Below are 16,864 nucleotides of genomic sequence, written 5' to 3' on the forward strand. Positions count from 1 at the left end.
TGCCTCTGCCCGGTCGGAGCTCAAAGAGCTTCGCGCCTGATGCCTTGGATGGTGTCGAAGCCCTGATCGAAGGTCGCGATGCGCTCGATGCCTGCGTTCAGCATCACCGCGGCGTGCAGAGCGTCGCGGGCCGACACAGCGGTCGCGCCGCACAGGATGTCTCTCGCGCGGTCAGTGTCGGCGAGCGTGACCGGAAGCACGACGGGGCAGATGTGGACGAACAACTCGTAGACCTGGCGAGCCATGTCCAGGCGGCGGAGGCTCGCGTAGCGATAGAGGATTTCTTGCAGCACCTCGACGCTGGTGCACGCCTCCACCTCACCCGTGCGAACGCGCTCGAGGAAGCGCCGGGAAGGTGCGCGATTGGGATGCTCGCGCCCCGCGACGTACATCGGAATGTTCGAGTCCACGAAGACGGTCACGTCCGCCCTGCCTCGATCTCCGAGAGCATTTCGTCGATGTTGGCGGTCGGGGCCCCGAGCGCCGCGAGTTGCTCGACCGGATCGCTGGGCTGCCGGGGTTCGGCGAGCGCCCGTTCGAGAGCGCGGCGTACCCACTCACCCTTGGACATCCGGCTGCGCTGAGCTGCCTTCGTGATGCGGGCGTCGAGCTTCTCCGGTACCAGGACCTGGAGTCGATGACTCATATGAGCATGCTAACATGAGCTGAACCCTGGGGCCGGCGGGCGGACGAAATTGCTGCGGTGTTCGCCGAGGCCTGACCGCTTCAAAACGGCTGCTACCGGTGGTAACCCGGGCGCATGCGGATCAGCGCCACCCTCCTCACGCTCGCTCTCCTCAGCGCCGCTCGCGTCGCGACGGCGCAGCCCGATCCTCCCCCACCGCCCCCGCCCCCAGCGGGCGAGCCCGCTCCGGCTCCCGCCCCGCCCCCGCCGCCGCCGCCCGAGGCGGCGCCGCAACCGGCACCGCCGCCGCAGGGCGCGCCGCCGCCGCAGGGCGCGCCGCCCCCGCAAGGTGCCTACGGCTACGGCGGGCCGCCACCCGCAGGGCAGGCCCCTCCGCCCGCGGCGCCTCCGCCTGATCCGGGCGTCCACACTCACGACGGCTTCTACTTGCGCATGGGCCTCGGCGTCGGCTCCCTGAGCGGCACCGTGGAGCAGGACGCCGGGATCGGCACCGTCGACATCGACGCCAGCGGCATCGGGCCGGCGGTCGAGCTCGCGCTCGGCGGCACCGTGGCGCCCGGCATCGTGATCGGCGGCGGCATCTACGGCACCAGCATCGCGAAGGTGAAGTACGAGTACCAGAACCAGTCGTCGGACGGCGGTCAGGGCGTGGCCAGCATGATCGGTCCGTTCATCGACTACTACTTCGACCCGAACGGCGGCTTCCACGCGCAGGCGGCCATCGGCATCACCGCGATCACCTCGCAGAAGTCCGACGACCTGGCCTCGGATCCCTATCCGTCGGAGGACTCGTCGGGCACCGGCTCCGGCCTGATGCTCGGCGTCGGCTACGAGGCCTGGGTCGGGGAGCAGTGGGGCATCGGCGGGCTGGCCCGCCTGCAGTACTTCTCCGGCGAGGTCGAGGGCGACGACTCCGGCGACAAGGCCGACGTGAGCGGCACGGTCATCGCGGTGTTGTTCACCGCGACGCTGCACTGAGGCTCACTGCGGCAAGATCAGCGTGCAGATGTCGTTGATGCACTTGAGCTTCGGATCGCAGCAATCCGCGCTCGTCGTGCACTTGTCGAACTCTTTGCTGCACTGGTTCTGCTTCTGGCCGCAGGTCAGGGCGCCGGTCTGGGGATCCTGCTGGCAGTAGCCGCCGCAGCACTCGTCACCGCTCGAGCAGGTGCTGCCGTCGGGCTTGCACGGGTCCATCACCCAGTAGCCGCGGGCGTTGCCGGCCAGGAGCTCCTGCCCCGGTAGGTAGAACGCCGGGTAGCTGGGATCCGTACCCGGCTGCGCCGACAGGTTGATGGCGGCGACCCAGAGCTTCTTGGTCGTGACGTTCTGGAACAGGTCGTGCTCGCGCGGATCGCTCCACCACGGATCGATGGTCGCGACGTTGCCGTACATGCGCCGGCTCAGGAACACGACCCAGGCGTAGCCGCCGGACGCCACGGGGCCGACAGTGGGCTCGTAGTTGAGCAGCGTGTCGTCGGCGTGGTTGCCCGGGCCCACCGGCAGGTAGGAGACGCCGTTCTCCTTGCCGTTCGCGCGGTCGAGCTTGACCGCGGTGCCGGTGGCGACGTCCGTCCACCAGAGCTCGCCCTGCGCGCCGTAGCGGGTCGCGAAGAACTCCCCGGACGAGTTGGCCTTGACCTCGGTCTGGAACACCAGCGCGTCGCCGCTCGGCAAGAACCAGGGCCAGCCGGGCCGGTGCGCCCCGCTGTAGACGAGCTTCGGGTTACTGAAGGTCTTGGTCGTGGCGTCGAAGTCCATGGTCACGAGCTTCTTGCCGTCGCCGGGGCCCACCGTCGCGTCGCCGGCGCCGGTCTGGAACAGGAACGCCACGCGCTTGGTGTCGTGGGAGAACGCGGGCATGCCCGCGTGCGTCACGAAGCTCGACAGGCCCGTGGTCGCGATGGGGCTGCCGTTCGTCATGTCGTAGAGCGCGGTCGTGGCGCCGGTGTTCGCGGCGCCCGGCAGCGGCACGGCGTTGCCCAGACCCAGGCTGCCGTCCGGTGACAGGCCAATCCAGCCGAGCTTGGTGTTGGTGCTCGCGGCGTAGGCGGTTTCGGCGTAGCCGGCGTTCAGCGCGTAGCTCGAGCTCGCCTGGTAGTTGTTGCCGTGCTGCGCGATCATGCGCGCGCCGTCGCTGGCCACGGTGTGGCAGACGCGGCACGCGGTGCTGTTGCCGTTGCCGCCGGCGACCAGCGTCGGATCGGTGGCGCCGGGCTTGATGGCGAGCGTGGCGCCACCGAACATGCCGTCGCCGCCGATGGCGCCGGGGTAGTTCTTGGCGAGCTTCGTGCCGTAGGACTGGTAATAGACGGTGCCCTTGAGCTGGCCCTTGGCGACGGTCCAGGTCTCGGTCATCGGGCCGTAGGCCACGCCGCCTTTGGCGACCACGATGTTCAGGCTGAGCTGCCCGCCCGCCGCCGACAGCGTCGCCGCGTCCCATGCCGCCTGCGGAATCGGATGGCGCACGAAGGGCGCGCCGGGCGCCAGCGGCTTCGGCCGCGCGAAGAAGCCCTTGTAGTCGTAGTTCGGCGCGGTCAGGTGGATGTACACCCCGTCCGCCACGGCCATGGATCCCGCGGCCCACTGCATCAGCGGCGCCAGCAGGCCGAGCGGCCACACGGTCTTGTCGTAGGGGTAGAGCATCTTCAGGCTCGCGTCGGCCGTCGGCGTGCCGAGCAAGATGGCCTTCAGCGCCGCGTCCACCACGCCGCCCTCGCCCTCGCCGCCCACTCCCCCGACGCCGCCGCCGGTGGTGCCGCCGTCGCTCTCGGTGCCGCCGTTCTGCTCGCACTCGAGCTTCACGGTGACGGTGGTGGTGGCCTTCTGCAGGCCGACCGTGGCCTCCACCGTGGCGACGCCGCCTGCCTTGCCGGAGGCGGTGAAGAGCCCGCTCTTGTCGATGGTGCCGATCTCCGCCTTGTCCACCAGCCAGAGCGCGTTCGCTTTCGTGCCTCCGTCGAAGGCATCGAGCTGCACCGTGGGCGCCGCCTCGCCGCACTTCGCGGTCAAGACCGGGTTCTGCGGAGAGATCGACACCGAGGAGCTCGTGTCCGTGTTCACGTCGAGGTAGAGCCCGCCGCTGCCGCTCGAGGCGCCGGTGCCACTCGACGCGCCGGTGCCGCTGGAGGCGCCGGTGCTCGAGCCGCCGTTGTCAGCGGTCCCACCATCGCTGCCGCCGCAGGCGCCGGCGACGGCGCTGGCTACGGCCACGATCCCCAAGCCCAGAGCCCAACGTCGTGTCGCCCGCATGGCCGACATTCTAGTCGATTGGCGAGGCCGCCGCACGGGCGGGGTACGCTTCGCGCGTGGTTCGAGCCTGTCCGCTCCTGCTCGCTGCCGGAGCGCTCTCGTGCGGCTCCCGTGACCAGGCGGGTGCACCTGATTCGTCCAGCTCCGGCGTCGAGGTGCAGGCCGGCTGGTATTCGTCTTTCGACGAGCCCATCCGCCTGCTCGAGAACGGCGGCTCGTTGCCCCTGCCAGACTTCGTCGATGTCGACGTCTGGTGGGGCCGGCTCGAAAAGCGAAGCTGGTGTTCCGAGCGCAGCTTGGCTATGCCGCGCGCTCCATGAAAGCTCCCCTCCCCATCGGTCTTGGTCTGGCGATGCTCGGCTGCAACGCGAGCTCCGCGCCGCCTCCCGCCGGGGCGGGGCCGGGGAAGGTCTGCACGGAGATGGGCTGCCAGAGCGGGCTCGACATCGAGCTCGTGCGCCCCACCGGCTGGCCGCCGGGCAGCTACCGCATCACGCTCAGGGTCGACGGCAAGTCGGCGAGCTGCGAGGGCAAGCTCCCGCTCGAGCCTTGCGAGCGCGGGCCGACGTTTCACTGCAACGACGCCTCACTCAGCATCGCCGAGAGCGGCTGCGCGCTGGCGGCGGACCAGCACGCCATCGGCGGCCTGACCTCGACCGTCACCGAAGCGTCGAAAGCCTCCCTCGTCATCGAGCACCAGGGCGCGCTCCAAGCCACGGCGCAGCTCACGCCAGCGTTCCAGACCGTGCAGCCCAACGGGCCGGGCTGCGAGCCGGTGTGCCAGAGCGCGTCGATGCGGCTCACGCTGCGCTGAGGCCGCTCACGTGATATCGGGTCAGCGTCATGCCGCTGCCCTTCTCCGTGACCGCGACCGACCCCGGCTCGCGCGCGCGGCGCGGCTTCCTCGACACCGCCCACGGACGCGTGGAGACCCCGGTGTTCATGACGGTGGGCACTCGGGCCACCGTGACCGGCCTCGACCCGGCCGACCTGGCGGCGGTCGGGGCGCAGGTGCTGCTGGGCAACACCTACCATTTGATGCTGCGTCCGGGGCCCGAGCTGTTCCGACGGGTCGGCGGCATCCACCGCTTCATGGGCTGGTCGGGCCCGGTGCTCACCGACTCCGGCGGTTACCAGATCTTCTCGCTGCCTGCCGAGCGTACGATCAGCGAGCGCGGCGCGCGCTTTCGCAGCTACGTCGACCGGCGCGAGCACTTGCTGTCGCCGGAGCGCTCGATCGAGGTCCAGACCGCCATCGGCGCCGACATCATGATGGTGCTCGACGAGTGCGTGGACGGGCGGTCCGACGCCAGCGTCACGCGGGCAGCGATGGAGCGGACCCATCGTTGGGCGTTGCGCAGCCTGGCGGCGCGAACCAACCCCGCGCAGGCCCTGTTCGCCATCGTGCAGGGCGGTGTGGTCCCCGCGCTGCGCCGGGAGTCGGCCGCCTTCCTCACGGAGCAGCCCTTCGACGGCTTCGCGATAGGCGGGCTCGCGGTCGGCGACCGCCGCTCCGAGCGTGAAGACATGACGGCGCTGTCGGCGGAGCTCTTGCCAGCGAATCGGCCGCGTTACCTGATGGGCGTGGGGACTCCGCCCGATCTCCTCCAAGCCATGCTGGCGGGCGTGGACATGTTCGACTGCGTCTTGCCCACGCACCTCGGCTGGCAGGGCACCGCGTTCACCTCCACCGGGCGGGTGAAGCTGACCCGTGCGGCCCACGCGCACGCGGATCGCTCGCTCGACGAAGCCTGCGGATGTGCCACCTGCCGGGGCTTCTCCCGGGCCTATTTGCACCACCTCTTCAAGTGCGGCGAGCCGCTCGGCCCGCGCCTGATCTCGAGGCACAACCTGCACCACTACCTGACGCTGATGGGCGAGGCCCGCGCCGCCATCGAGCGCGGGGAGTACGCCGCCTACGCGAAGGACAAGCTCGACGCCATCGACCGCCACGAGCACAGCGAGCGCCGAATCGGCGAGGAGGCGCCGGCGTGAGCGAGAAGGCCTCCGGCTGCGAGGTGGTGGTCACCCGGAGCGGCGCCCGGGCGATGCGCGACCGCGCCACGGGTGAGCTGATGCACCCGGTGGTGGGTCCGCTGGTCGAGGCCGAGCGGCTCTACGTGACTCCGTCGCGGCTCGAGGCGCGGCTCGGCGAGCCCCGAGCGGATCCGTTGGTGCTCCTCGACGTGGGCCTCGGCGCGGGCTCGAACGCCATCGCAGCCTGGCAGCTATCCGAGGCGCTACCGGCCACGGCGCGGCGTCTCGAGCTCGTCAGCTTCGACCGCGAGCTCTCCGCGCTCGAGCTGGCGCTTCACCGGTCGCACGCAGCGGCGTTCGGGCTCGAAGGAGGCGCGGGCGCGGCGGCCCGACGGCTTCTCGCCGAGGGGCGCCACGAGAGCGTGCGCGGCGTCTGGCGGCTATGTCTGGGAGACCTGCCGGGTTCGTTCGCTCAGGTCAGAGAGGGCGCTGCCGACATCGTGTTCTGGGACCCCTTCTCGCCTCGTGCCAACCCCGCGCTCTGGACGCTGGCCGCGTTCGCCGCGGTCCATCGGCTCTGCCGCCGTGGGGCGACGCTCCACACCTACAGCGCCGCGACCGCGACGCGCTCGGCGCTTCTGCTGGCGGGATTCGCAGTGGGTGTCGGCGCGGCGGCGGGCACCGACAGGCAGACCACCCAGGCGGCGCTCGCGGCCGAAGACCTCGCGCAGCCGCTCGAGCGAAGCTTCCTCGAGCGCCTCGCACGCTCGTCGGCGCCTTTCCCGGCGGACGCACCTGCGGACGCGCTCGACCGCCTCGCCGCGTTTCCGCAGTTCGTCTGACCCGCGAGGGAGAGCCGCCGCCGTGTCGTCGCTGTTCGCCCCTGCCTGCTCGATCACCCGGACCAAGCGCGGTCGCTTCTTCTGGGCCGCGTGGTGGAGCGCTCCGCCGAAACAGGTGCCGTTCCGCAAGCCGGATGCGGAGGGCGGGGCCGCGGCCACCCGCGAGGAGGCGCTCGCCGCGGCGGAGAAGAAGGCGGGCATGCGACTCGCCGAAATCGACGCGCTCTGGGCCAGGGCGTGGATGCGCATCCTGCGTGGCCAAGAGCCTTGGCCGAGCCGAGCGAGCCGTGAGCCGCGCTCCCCGCGCGCCGAAAAGCCGCAGGCGGAGGGCTCGATCTGGTCGGTGCTGGGCGTCTCCCCGAGCGTCACTGAGGCGGAGCTCCGGACCGCGTATCGAAAGCAAGCGCTAGAGACCCATCCCGATCGCGGCGGCGACGCCGCGGCGTTCCGCCGTGTGGTCGCCGCCTACGCGGAGGCGCGCAGGCGGCTCCGCCGGCCGAAGCGGCGAAAGCCGAGCTAGCTGGTCCGCCCTCAGCGCACCCGCGCTATCCGCAGGCGCGGCTTCGCCCCGGTCGCCGCGCTCACGCCGAGCGCGATCTCCGCCTGCCCGGACGTCGCCTCGAGCAGCAGGAGCTCGACCCCGCCGGAGCGCAGCTGGCCGTCCGCCGAAGCCACCGGCTGGAGCTTGGGCCCGAGCATCTGCTGGCCGTGGAACTTGGCGAACAGGTTCGCGCCGCGCTGGCGCGTCGTGACCGGATCCGCTGCCGTGGGCAGGTACGAGAAGCACGGGTTCTTGGCCGCCGCGCCGCCGTCGTCCTCGCGGTTGCTCATCGCCAGCGTGGTCCAGAAGTCCATCGCCAGCGCCTCGAGCGAGGTCCCGGCCTCGCTGGGCAGCACGGCGGAGATCGGCTCGGGGGCGTCCAGCACCGTGCGCAGGAGCGAGGGGCCGCCCAGGTTCTCGATGCTGCCGTCCGGCTTCGCGACGTCGCCGCCCGCGCGGTCGTAGAACCAGCGAACGAACAGGTACGAGCCGCCTCGCAGCGCTCCGTCGCGGCTCAGATCGTACTGCACGCCATCGGCCACGGTGTCGGCCAAGCTGTAGTCGTCGATCTCGTCGAGCCCCGCCTTGGTCACGTACAGGTTGCCGGACTGGTAGCCGAGGACGTCCTGCGCGATGGCGCCGATGCCCTCGTGCATGTAAGCGCTCTCGTTCGAGCCGCCGATGCCGTTCTTCAGCACCTTCCGGTTGTAGTGGATCATGTGCGACAGCTCGTGCGCCAGGATCTCCTTGATGGCGTTCGGCGTGTTGTACGGCGGCGGAATGGCGTTGGGCGGGGTCAGGTACAGGTACTCACCCTGATTGCCCGCCGGGCAGCCGAAGCCCGGGTTCAGGTCGCAGCTGGTGAAGAACGCGACCGCGGTGTCGTAGACCAGCGGGCTGAAGATCAGCGCGATGTGGCCGTCGTTGTCCAGATCCGACTCGACGCCGAAGATGCTGCGCGCCCGCGGCAGGATGGTCTTCTCGAAGTCGGTGAGGAACTCCTGCACCACCGCGGGGTCGATCAGCGCCGGGTGCGCGGCGGTAGTGTCGGCCCAGACCACTGCCTTTTCGCCGACCGCCAACGCCTTCACGGTGATGGTCTCCTTGCCGGTCTTGGTGGAGACGTCGACGCTGCGCTCCGCGCCGACGGCCGGACCGCTTCCGCTGGGCGGCGTCTCGGCGGGCAGGGACAGCGCCTTCCATTTGTCCGGCGTGAGCGAGCAGGTGGTCAGGACGTTCGCTGCGCTGTCCGTGAACGTCCCGCCCAAGGACACCGAGTAGTCGTGGAGCCCGCTCGAGTCGTCGAGCTGGTTCGAGGCGAGCACGAGCACGAATTGCTCGTCGCCGGCCGGTGTCGAGAGGTGCAGGTTGCCGTTGCCGTCGGCGAGCGTGACCTCGGCGGCCTCACCCGCCGCGAGGAGGAGCGCGCCGCCGGCGCCGGCCGCGCCAGCCGCGCCGCCCGTGCCGCCCGCTCCGCCACCACCGGTACCAGCGGCGCCGCCCGTGGCCGCTACCTTGGAGTCGTCGGAGCCGCAGCCGCTCGACAAGGCGAGGCAGAGCGCGAGAGCAGCCGTATGCAGTCGTTGGGTCATTTGCAGAGCTCCTGGCCTCAGGGCGTGAACGTCGCCGTGTACGTGAACTTCGTCATCGGCGCGCTCTTCGAGTCGGCGAGCGTCGCGCCCGGATCGACCGCGACGACCAGGTCGGCGACCTGCCCCGCCGCGAGCGTGAGCGCGATGGCCCCGCTGCTCGGGTCGTGCGCGCTAACCTTGGCGCTCGCAGGCAGAGCGGGATCGAGCACGACGCTGTGGACGACGAGCTTCGCCAGCTCCGTCGAGGTCAAGGTCACGCTCAGCGACCCGGCGCCGGGCGAGAAGCGCAGCATGCGGGCGCCGAACGCCACCGCGTCGAGCTCGTGGGGATTGCCGTCGCTCATGGCGGCGGTCTCCGAGCCGAGCGCGCCCAGGTCGACGGACTCGAAGCCGTAGCGACCGTCGCCGATGCCGGGTTGGTCCAGGAGCGTGGCGACCATCAGCTCGCCGAACAGGCTCCTGAACGTGACGCCGCTCGGCAGGTGCGCCTCGATGGCCTGCCGGCCGTCCTTCGGATCCTGGAGCACGTCCCGGAGGAAGCTCGAGCCGAAGCGGTCCAGGACGTAGGTGCCGAAGGCGAAGGTCGCGCCGTAGTCCGAGTAGCTCTTCACGCAGAGCGGGGTCGACGCGGTCTTCTTGGCATACGCCTTGGCGGCGGGGAGATCCGTCATGTAGCCAGCGACGACCATGGCGGCCTCGGCCATCGCCTCCTCCAGCCAGCCCTCTTCTTGCGGGTCGTACTTCCAGGCGATGAGGTGGACGAGCTCGTGCGCCGCGACGCCGAGCATGTACTCCGATGCCGGTGCCTGGCCGCCCTTGGCGTTCATGTGCAGCATCTCGGCCAGGTTCGACTTGTCGCCCGCGGTCTGGTCGTCGGCGCGGAAGAAGCCGTCGAAGCTGTAGCCCTGATAGCCCTTCATCGGCGCGTAGAACAAGACGACGTGTGGGTCGCCGTCCACGTCGGGCGGTGCGCCGAAGGTCTCCACGTTCGTCTGGTAGATGCCGCGGGCCGGATCGGCCGGGGTGCTGGACGCGAACGCTGCGGCGATGGTGTCCACCGCCGTCTGGTCCATGTCCACGTTCCACGACTCGTCCGCCACGTAGATGTAGCCGTTCGCGGTCTCGCCACGACAGGTCGACGGCACCTGGATGTCCGCCGGTGGCATCACGCCGAGATCCCAGGTCCAGAACGAACGCGGCGGGGCGGAGCACGCGCTCGCGCCGCCGCTGCCCGCCGCGCCGCCCGTGCCGGCCGCGCCGCCGAGCCCCCCGCTGCCCCCGCTCCCACCGACGGCGCCACTGCCGCCGCTGCCGCCGTTGCCGTCGTCGGACGAGCTGCAGCCGACGACCATCGGCAGGAGCGCGGCCAGGCCCGCCGCCCAGAGCTTGCCCATCGCTTTGCTTCGCTCTCTCATCCGCGCCTCACCTGGCGCGGCCCGTACCGCAACCCGGCACGGCGCGCAAACGGGCCTCCGCCGCCGATCTCAGCCCGCGAAGTACAGCCAGTTCGTCTCGCCTTCGCCCAGCATCTCGTTGAGGAAGCTCACCGGCTCGACCTCGACGCGAGCGAACACGGCGCGGAGCGCCGCCTCGAGCTCGGGGCTCGCGGCGAAGGACCAGACACCGAGCCAGCCCCGCGGCGCGAGATGCCGAGCTGCGGCCCGAAGCCCCGCCTCGGTGTAGAACGGCGCGCTGGTCTCGCTGAGCCGCCGGTCGGGCGAGGTGTCCACGTCCAGCAGGATGGCGTCGTAGCGGGTCGTCGGCTCTTCGAGCAACCGGCGGTACACGTCACCTAACACGACGTTCAGGCGACGATCGGCGGACAGCTCGGTGGCGAGCGGGATCAGCCCGCGCTCGAGCCAGCCGATCACTTGTGGCAGGAGCTCGACCACCTCGACGCGAGCGACGCTCGGCGCTGCGAGCGCCGCGTGCGCCGTGTAGCCCAGGCCCAGACCACCTATCAGTACGCTCAGCGCTCGGCCGCCGTGGCGCGCGACGGCGCGCTCGGCGAGGGCGCGCTCCGAGGCGGTGACCAGGCTGCTCATCAAGAACTGGTGATCGACCGTGATCTCGAAGGCGCTCTGGCCGCGGCTGTCCCGGCGCCGCAGGCAGATCATGCCGATGGGGCTGTCTTCGGCGGCGAGCACCTCGAAGTCCATGGGCGCGAAGCTATCACGCGCCGGCGCTTGCTCGCGCGACCGTCCGCCGACATCCTTGGGACACCCAAGCTCCGTCGAGCGGGGGACGTCGGAGGGTCGATGAGCAAGTCGTGGTTGTTTCGTGTGGGCTCGCTGAGCTTGGCGCTCGGGTTCCTGGGGTTCTCCATGCTGCGGGCCGGTACCGGCTGCACCAAGTCGGACGCGCCCATCACGCCGGAGGCGCCGCCGCAGAACCCCGCCGCCGCGCCAGCTGCGCCGGCTGAGCCAGCCGCGGCTCCCGCGGCGTCCGAGGCGCCAACGGCAGCGCCGAGCGCCGAGCCCTCGGCGGCGCCGGCCGCCAAGCCCGCCGGTCCTCCCCCTGGCTACTTCCCAGGCACCAAGGCGGCGCCCATGCACTTCGATCCGCCCCCGCAGCAGCAAGCGGCGCCGAAGCAATGACGCGGCTCCTGTTCGACGCAGCCGCAGGCTTCTTGTCCTTGGCCGTGGTGTTCGGCGCGCTCGAGCGCGCCTTCCCCGCGCGCCGAGGCCAGCGCTTTTTGCGCCCGGCCTTCGGCACCGACGTGCTGTTCTTCGCTGGGCAGTACCTGGCCTTCGCCGGCCTCACCACCAGCGCGCTCGCGCTGCTCGAGCGCGCGCTCGCCTCGGGAGGGCTCTCGCTCTCCGCGTGGTCGCTGGGGGAGCCGCTCTGGCTCCGGGTGCTCGTGGCGCTGATGCTGGGCGACGTGCTGGTCTACTGGTTCCACCGCGCCTGCCACCACTTCGAGTTGCTCTGGCGCTTTCACGCCGTACACCACAGCGTGGAGCACCTGGACTGGCTGGCCGCCCACCGCGAGCACCCGCTCGACGGTTTGGCGACCCAGCTCTGCCTCAACCTGCCGGGCATCCTCCTCGGCCTGCCGTTCGAGGCGCTCGGCGCGCTGATCGTGCTGCGCGGCACCTGGGCCATCTTCATCCACTCCAACGTGCGCCTGCCGCTCGGCCCGTTGCGCTACCTGCTCGGCGCGCCGGAGCTTCATCACTGGCATCACGCGCGCGTCGAGCGCACCGCCCACAACTTCGCCAACGTGGCGCCCTGGGTGGACCTGCTGTTCGGGACCTACCACTGCCCCGAGGGTGAGGAGACCTACCCGCTCGGTCTCGTCGAGCGCTGGCCGCAGGGATACTTCGCGCAGCTCGTCAGGCCCTTCGGCATCGTTGCGCCATGCGCAACGAAGGCTTCGGATCCTTCTAATGGCGCTAACGTGAGCCAGGCCCCAGAATCTCTCTCGTGGCGCCCGTAGCGGCCCGAGGAGGAGCAGATGGTTCGAGAGCTTTCAGTCGTGGTGGTTGCAGCGGTCCTGGCGGCGTGCGGTGGCAAGGCGAGCCACGACGCGGAGGAGCCGGGCACCGGCGGCACCGCGAGCGGCGGCAGCTCGGCGATCGGTGGAGCGAGCGCCGGCGGCAGCGCAGGCGTGGGCGGCGGCGTGGCCAGCGGTGGCAGCGTGGCGGTCGGGGGCTCCGGCGGCAGCGGCGGCGAGTGCATCCCGGAGGGTGACGGCTGGAACAGCGACACCGACCCGACCTGCGAGGACCTCTCGGTGCTGGCGGTGCACGATCCCGTGGTCGCGGACGGCGGCGGCGACGGAGCCGTCTCACCCGGCGAGGCGTTCGAGCTGAAGGTCGCGCTCAGCGAGGTCGCCGGTCTCGGCTTCGGCTGGTACCCCGGCGTGAAGTTCGAGAGCGACCACCCCGGCGTGACGATCCAGGAGAACGACTGGTTCTACGGCATCTTCGCCTGCACCAGCTACGACGTGGGCGCGGCCGGTAAGGTCGACTCGAGCGTGGCACCGGGCACCGTGGTCACGCTCACGGCGCGCGCCGCCATGTTGAACACCGAGTGTCCGAGCGCGCCCGCGCTGAAGGTCCAGCTGACGGTGAAGTGAGCTACATGCAGTCCATGCCGTCGACGCGGTCTTGCGCCGTGGCACACAGGCCCGTCATCTCGGCGCCGTAGCTCGCGCACTCAGCGTGCGCGGCGCTCACGCTGCCGGCTTCGAGCAGGCGGTCGTGGTGGATCGCCATGGCCGCCCTCATGTTCGCGACGTCTTGCTTCATGCCCCCGCTCGAGTGCTTGGCCGGCATGTCACCCATCGCGCCGTCCATGCGTGCGAACAGGTCGTCCATCACGTCTTCGTGGCGAGCCAGCTCGTTGCTCAGGGATTCCGGGGCCGTCGCAGCTCGGCAGAGCTGGTCGTGCTTCTGGGCCTCGGCGCGGGCTTCTTGCACGGCAGAGGACATCTCCTCGTGATCTCCCTGCATGTAGCAGCTGGTGAGCAGCAAGATCGCAAACGATGGCAGTAGGGCTCGGCGCATGCTGGGAACCTCCAGGGCGCTGTCGCTTGCAGGAACGGTGCCTGGGCTAGTTGGGCGTCCGCGCCTCGAATTGCGCAGCCCGTGCGCAGGCCGCCGGCGCATCGCGCAGCCCCTGCGGCAGGCCCGAGCCCCCGCCCTGGCGAGCCCGCCGACCGGCGACTTGGATTCGAAGTATCCTCGGCCCGCCATGACCGACTGGAACGCCGTCCGCTTCGACCCCAAGAAGAGCGAAGACCACGTCGAGAGCTATTTCCTCAAGCTGAACGAGCCCGGCGGCAAGCGCGCGCTCTGGCTCAAGGGCACCATCCTGTCCGGGGCCGGGAAGGGCGCAGTGGCCGAGGCCTGGAGCATCGCCTTCGACCGCGAAGCCGGCCACGTCGGCGTCAAGCGGGTGGTTCCCTTCGCGGACGCGAGCTTCTCCCGCGAGGGCCTCGACGTGCGCGTCGCCGACATCGAGATTGCTCGCGGCAAGACCCGCGGGAGCATCGTCCAGGGCAGCGACCGCATCGAGTGGGAGCTCGACTTCGACGCGAGCGGCGAGCCGCTCGTGCCGTACCCGCTGCCGAAGATGTACGAGGGCCCGTTCCCGAGCCAGAAGATGGTCACGCCGTTTCCCGACACGCGCTACTCGGGGAGCTACCGCGTGAACGGCCGCGAGGTGCGCGTGGAAGGCTGGAAGGGCATGCAGGGCCACAACTGGGGCAAGCGCCACACCGAGCTCTACGCCTGGGGTCACGTGAACCAGTGGAACGACGTCGACGACCTCCTGCTCGAGGGCGCGTCCGGTCGCATCAAGCTCGGCCCGATCTTGGCGCCCCCGCTCACGCTGCTCTGCGTGTGGCACGCGGGGCGGAAGTACCAATTCAACGACGTGCGCACGCTGCTCCGCAACAAAGGCGTGATCACGCTGCGCTCCTGGCGCTTCGAAGCCGAGAGCGCCGAGGCGCGGATCCACGGCGAGCTCGCGGCGGACACGGACGAGATGGTCGGCCTGCACTACGAGAACCCGAACGGCGAGATGACCTACTGCCTGAACTCGAAGATCTCGTGGGGGCTGCTCGTGCTCGAGCCCAAGGGTGGGCCCCGGGTGCACGCCACCACCAGCTCGGCAGCCCTCGAAATTGGCACAAAAGACCCGAGTCACGGCGTGCGCATGCTGGCGTGATATCCATTGAGGCATGCGCAGGCTCGCCCTCCTCTGGTCCTTGGCGCTCGGGCTCTCGGCTTGTGGAGGGGAAGAGGCGCAGAGCTCCGGCACCGAGCCGGGCTGCTCCAGCGCGCCTCAGTGCGGCAGCTGCGAGACCTGCTACGAGACCTGCGTCTGCAACGGCAACTCGACCGCGACCTGCGTGAGCGAGTGCTCCACGGCGAGCGGCGGGGCCGGCGGCAGCGGAGGCAGCCCGAGCGGCGGAGCCGGCGGAGCGCCGCCGGCGACCCAGACGGTGACCATCGAGACCTCCCCGCGCAGCATCGGTCCCGGCGAGGAGGCGTTCTTCTGCCAGACCTTCGCGAACCCCTTCGGCGGATCCGTGGACGTGCTCCAGAGCGAGTCGTTCATGACGCCGGGCTCCCACCACATGTTCGTGTTCTACGAGGAGGGGGCCACGGACGGTTCGGTCCACGACTGCAGCGGGCTCGAGTACAAGCGTACGCTGCACACCGCGCAGACTCCGCAACTCCTCACCAAGTACCCGCCCGGGGTGGGGCGGCACGTCGAGCCGAGCTTCGGTCTCAAGGTCATGGCGCACTACCTGAACACCGGCAAGGCAGCCATCGACGCAAAGATCACCGTGGTGTTCCAGGTGGCGCCGGCGGGCAGCGTGGGGCAGCAGGCCGCGGCGCTCTTCTACAACAACATGAACATCGCGCTGCCGCCCATGGCCCCGGGCACGGCTCAGGCGACCTGCACCTTGCCCTACGACGTGAAGATCATCGACGTCGTCAGCCACATGCACAAGTGGGGCGTGAAGTTCGAAGCCAAGACCGAAACCGGCGTCGTCGTTTACCAGGGCGCGGACTGGAACGAGCCGAAGCCGACGCTCTACGATCCCCCGCTCGAGCTGCCGAAGGGCACGCAGATCACCTACACGTGCAGCTACCAGAACACGACGACGAGCACGCTGACCTTCGGCGAGTCGGCGGGCGCAAACGAGATGTGCATCCTGAGCGGCACCTATTTCCCGGCGCCGAACGGCAAGAGCATCATCTGCATGTGAGGCGGCGTCAGCCGCGGGCCAGGTGCTCCACGGTCCTGTCCACAGCGCCCAAGAAGGCGCGGATCGACTTGTCCAGGTGGGGCAGGGGCGTGTCCTCGATGCGCGTGTGCGAGATACCCGGCGAGGACTGCGCGAAGACCATGGCCGTCGGCACGACGCCGGCCATCTCCGAGGCGTCGTGGAGCGGGCCAGACGGGAGCTCGGGCGCGCTGCCGGCGACGGCCTTCACCGACTGCCGGACGAACCCGAGCAGCGTTTCGTCGAAGAGGCGTGGCGTGATGGTGAGCAGCGGGCGCGAGCTCACGCTCACGCGGTGCTTCTTGGCGGCGGCCTTGGCGGCCTTCTGGGCGCCGGCCAGCATCTTCCCGAGCACCTTGGCGTCGAGCGCTCGCATGTCGATGCTCACCTCCGCCGCGCCGGGGACGGCGGTGACGAAGTTCGGCTCGACCTTGACCACGCCGCAGGTGGCGACGACGCGCGTGCGCGGCGTCTTGCCCGAGAGCGACACGGCCAGCGCCTGAGCCGCCAGCGCGAACTCGGCCGCGGCCAGGAAGGCGTCCTTGCGCAGGTGCAGCGGCGCCGCGCCGGAGTGCGCGGCCTGACCCACGAAGCGCAGGTGGTGTCGCTCCACACCCATACTGCCGAGCACCACGCCCACCGGCTTCTTCAGCGACTCGAGCACTGGGCCCTGCTCGATGTGCAGCTCCAGGTAGGCCGCGGGGCGGAGCGCCTGGAACTCCCGCTTCGCCTTCAGCATGGCGTCCAGGCTGACGCCGTTCTCCTTCAAGGCGTCCGGCAGCGCCACGCCCGCGCGGTCGGTCAGGTGCGCGAGCTCCTTCCGCGGGTTCAGCGTCCCGGCGGACGCCGCCGAGCCGGTCAGGCTGCGGCCGAAGCGCGCGCCCTCCTCGTCGGCCCAGTCCACCAGGTGCAGCGTCACCGGAGGAGGCTCGCCCAGGGCTCGGTAGCGCCGCATCACCTCGAGGCCGCCCAGCACGCCCAGGCAGCCGTCGAGCCAGCCGCCGCCCGGCACCGAGTCGAGGTGGCTGCCTACCACGACGCTCTGCTTGGAGCGCCCCGGGAGCGTGGCCCAGAGGTTGGCGGCGCCGTCGCGCCGGACCTCGACCCCGAGCTCCTGCTCCACCTTCTTCACGTACCAGCTGCGCGCCTTGCGCCAGACCGGCCCCCAGGCGACGCGCTGCGCGCCGCGCTCGTCCTCGGTCAGGGTGCGCAGCTGTTTCAGATCGGCGATGACACGCTTCGACGAAGCGGGCGGGAGTCGGGACATGT

General features: G+C 70.6%; 16 protein-coding genes and 1 pseudogene. 9 read left to right on the top strand and 8 right to left on the bottom strand.

The window, feature by feature from the left end; genetic code table 11:
• Window positions 1-20 precede the first annotated feature (20 nt).
• Both HS104_37545 and HS104_37550 read right to left on the bottom strand, forming a co-directional pair.
• Window positions 21-422 (bottom strand): type II toxin-antitoxin system VapC family toxin, encoded by a 402-nt coding sequence (locus HS104_37545; protein MBE7485663.1) that lies wholly within the window; start codon window positions 420-422, stop codon window positions 21-23.
• On the bottom strand, window positions 419-646 hold the full coding sequence (locus HS104_37550) for a ribbon-helix-helix protein, CopG family (protein ID MBE7485664.1): 228 nt from the start codon (window positions 644-646) through the stop codon (window positions 419-421). Before HS104_37550 ends, HS104_37545 begins: the two co-directional genes overlap by 4 nt.
• A gap of 114 nt (window positions 647-760) precedes the next feature.
• On the opposite strand from HS104_37550, the gene HS104_37555 reads away from it, so the two are divergent.
• A complete protein-coding gene (locus HS104_37555) occupies window positions 761-1,624 on the top strand; it encodes a hypothetical protein (protein ID MBE7485665.1) in 864 nt (287 codons plus the stop codon).
• A 3-nt stretch (window positions 1,625-1,627) separates the two neighbouring features.
• On the opposite strand, the gene HS104_37560 is transcribed toward HS104_37555, so the two are convergent.
• Entirely contained in the window at window positions 1,628-3,898 is a 2,271-nt protein-coding gene (locus tag HS104_37560) for a hypothetical protein (GenBank protein MBE7485666.1), read from the bottom strand.
• A gap of 316 nt (window positions 3,899-4,214) precedes the next feature.
• On the opposite strand from HS104_37560, the gene HS104_37565 reads away from it, so the two are divergent.
• From HS104_37565 to HS104_37575, 3 genes and pseudogenes are all read left to right on the top strand, one after another.
• A complete protein-coding gene (locus HS104_37565; protein MBE7485667.1) occupies window positions 4,215-4,712 on the top strand; it encodes a hypothetical protein in 498 nt (165 codons plus the stop codon).
• A 29-nt stretch (window positions 4,713-4,741) separates the two neighbouring features.
• Window positions 4,742-6,717 (top strand): annotated as a pseudogene (gene tgt / locus HS104_37570) (tRNA guanosine(34) transglycosylase Tgt).
• A 241-nt stretch (window positions 6,718-6,958) separates the two neighbouring features.
• On the top strand, window positions 6,959-7,237 hold the full coding sequence (locus tag HS104_37575; GenBank protein MBE7485668.1) for a J domain-containing protein: 279 nt from the start codon (window positions 6,959-6,961) through the stop codon (window positions 7,235-7,237).
• 11 nt (window positions 7,238-7,248) lie between these two features.
• Here the strand turns inward: HS104_37575 and HS104_37580 are convergent, their stop codons facing one another.
• The 3 genes from HS104_37580 to HS104_37590 all read right to left on the bottom strand — a co-directional run bounded on the left by HS104_37580 (window position 7,249) and on the right by HS104_37590 (window position 11,009).
• Window positions 7,249-8,850 carry a hypothetical protein gene (locus HS104_37580; protein MBE7485669.1) on the bottom strand — a complete coding sequence of 534 codons (1,602 nt, stop codon included), beginning with the start codon at window positions 8,848-8,850 and terminating at the stop codon, window positions 7,249-7,251.
• A 17-nt stretch (window positions 8,851-8,867) separates the two neighbouring features.
• Complete coding sequence (locus tag HS104_37585; GenBank protein MBE7485670.1) at window positions 8,868-10,265, bottom strand: hypothetical protein; 1,398 nt, start codon at window positions 10,263-10,265, stop codon at window positions 8,868-8,870.
• Between the two features lie 69 nt (window positions 10,266-10,334).
• Window positions 10,335-11,009 carry a hypothetical protein gene (locus HS104_37590; protein MBE7485671.1) on the bottom strand — a complete coding sequence of 225 codons (675 nt, stop codon included), beginning with the start codon at window positions 11,007-11,009 and terminating at the stop codon, window positions 10,335-10,337.
• A 99-nt stretch (window positions 11,010-11,108) separates the two neighbouring features.
• On the opposite strand from HS104_37590, the gene HS104_37595 reads away from it, so the two are divergent.
• From HS104_37595 to HS104_37605, 3 genes are read left to right on the top strand one after another with little or no spacing between them, the layout of a single operon-like run.
• The gene (locus HS104_37595; protein ID MBE7485672.1) at window positions 11,109-11,447 is read left to right on the top strand and encodes a hypothetical protein; all 339 of its coding nucleotides are present in this window, start codon (window positions 11,109-11,111) and stop codon (window positions 11,445-11,447) included.
• Window positions 11,444-12,289, top strand: coding sequence for a sterol desaturase family protein (locus HS104_37600; protein MBE7485673.1), 846 nt, complete (start codon window positions 11,444-11,446; stop codon window positions 12,287-12,289). The genes HS104_37595 and HS104_37600 overlap by 4 nt, the downstream gene beginning before the upstream one ends.
• Window positions 12,290-12,307: 18 nt before the next feature.
• On the top strand, window positions 12,308-12,931 hold the full coding sequence (locus tag HS104_37605) for a hypothetical protein (GenBank protein MBE7485674.1): 624 nt from the start codon (window positions 12,308-12,310) through the stop codon (window positions 12,929-12,931).
• Between the two features lies 1 nt (window position 12,932).
• Here HS104_37605 and HS104_37610 read toward each other — a convergent pair whose 3' ends face one another.
• Window positions 12,933-13,361 carry a hypothetical protein gene (locus HS104_37610; GenBank protein MBE7485675.1) on the bottom strand — a complete coding sequence of 143 codons (429 nt, stop codon included), beginning with the start codon at window positions 13,359-13,361 and terminating at the stop codon, window positions 12,933-12,935.
• 187 nt (window positions 13,362-13,548) lie between these two features.
• Between HS104_37610 and HS104_37615 the strand changes: the two genes are divergently transcribed.
• On the top strand, window positions 13,549-14,526 hold the full coding sequence (locus HS104_37615) for a hypothetical protein (GenBank protein MBE7485676.1): 978 nt from the start codon (window positions 13,549-13,551) through the stop codon (window positions 14,524-14,526).
• 13 nt (window positions 14,527-14,539) lie between these two features.
• The gene (locus tag HS104_37620) at window positions 14,540-15,577 is read left to right on the top strand and encodes a hypothetical protein (GenBank protein ID MBE7485677.1); all 1,038 of its coding nucleotides are present in this window, start codon (window positions 14,540-14,542) and stop codon (window positions 15,575-15,577) included.
• Window positions 15,578-15,584: 7 nt separating this feature from the next.
• Here the strand turns inward: HS104_37620 and HS104_37625 are convergent, their stop codons facing one another.
• A complete protein-coding gene (locus HS104_37625; protein MBE7485678.1) occupies window positions 15,585-16,862 on the bottom strand; it encodes a Zn-dependent hydrolase in 1,278 nt (425 codons plus the stop codon).
• Between the last annotated feature and the right edge of the window lie 2 nt (window positions 16,863-16,864).

The sequence above is a fragment of the Polyangiaceae bacterium genome (assembly GCA_015075635.1).
Lineage (GTDB): Bacteria > Myxococcota_A > Polyangia > Polyangiales > Polyangiaceae > JADJKB01.

Excerpts from the sequence above, each read along its gene's own strand:
- HS104_37575 (MBE7485668.1), top strand. The coding sequence starts at position 6,959 with ATGCGCATCCTGCGTGGCCAAGAGCCTTGGCCGAGCCGAGCGAGCCGT.
- HS104_37620 (MBE7485677.1), top strand. The coding sequence starts at position 14,540 with ATGCGCAGGCTCGCCCTCCTCTGGTCCTTGGCGCTCGGGCTCTCGGCT.
- HS104_37615 (MBE7485676.1), top strand. The coding sequence starts at position 13,549 with ATGACCGACTGGAACGCCGTCCGCTTCGACCCCAAGAAGAGCGAAGAC.
- HS104_37590 (MBE7485671.1), bottom strand. The coding sequence starts at position 11,009 with ATGGACTTCGAGGTGCTCGCCGCCGAAGACAGCCCCATCGGCATGATC.
- HS104_37555 (MBE7485665.1), top strand. The coding sequence starts at position 761 with ATGCGGATCAGCGCCACCCTCCTCACGCTCGCTCTCCTCAGCGCCGCT.
- HS104_37580 (MBE7485669.1), bottom strand. The coding sequence starts at position 8,850 with ATGACCCAACGACTGCATACGGCTGCTCTCGCGCTCTGCCTCGCCTTG.
- HS104_37595 (MBE7485672.1), top strand. The coding sequence starts at position 11,109 with ATGAGCAAGTCGTGGTTGTTTCGTGTGGGCTCGCTGAGCTTGGCGCTC.
- HS104_37565 (MBE7485667.1), top strand. The coding sequence starts at position 4,215 with ATGAAAGCTCCCCTCCCCATCGGTCTTGGTCTGGCGATGCTCGGCTGC.
- HS104_37605 (MBE7485674.1), top strand. The coding sequence starts at position 12,308 with ATGGTTCGAGAGCTTTCAGTCGTGGTGGTTGCAGCGGTCCTGGCGGCG.
- HS104_37550 (MBE7485664.1), bottom strand. The coding sequence starts at position 646 with ATGAGTCATCGACTCCAGGTCCTGGTACCGGAGAAGCTCGACGCCCGC.
- HS104_37560 (MBE7485666.1), bottom strand. The coding sequence starts at position 3,898 with ATGCGGGCGACACGACGTTGGGCTCTGGGCTTGGGGATCGTGGCCGTA.
- HS104_37600 (MBE7485673.1), top strand. The coding sequence starts at position 11,444 with ATGACGCGGCTCCTGTTCGACGCAGCCGCAGGCTTCTTGTCCTTGGCC.
- HS104_37625 (MBE7485678.1), bottom strand. The coding sequence starts at position 16,862 with ATGTCCCGACTCCCGCCCGCTTCGTCGAAGCGTGTCATCGCCGATCTG.
- HS104_37610 (MBE7485675.1), bottom strand. The coding sequence starts at position 13,361 with ATGCGCCGAGCCCTACTGCCATCGTTTGCGATCTTGCTGCTCACCAGC.
- HS104_37585 (MBE7485670.1), bottom strand. The coding sequence starts at position 10,265 with ATGAGAGAGCGAAGCAAAGCGATGGGCAAGCTCTGGGCGGCGGGCCTG.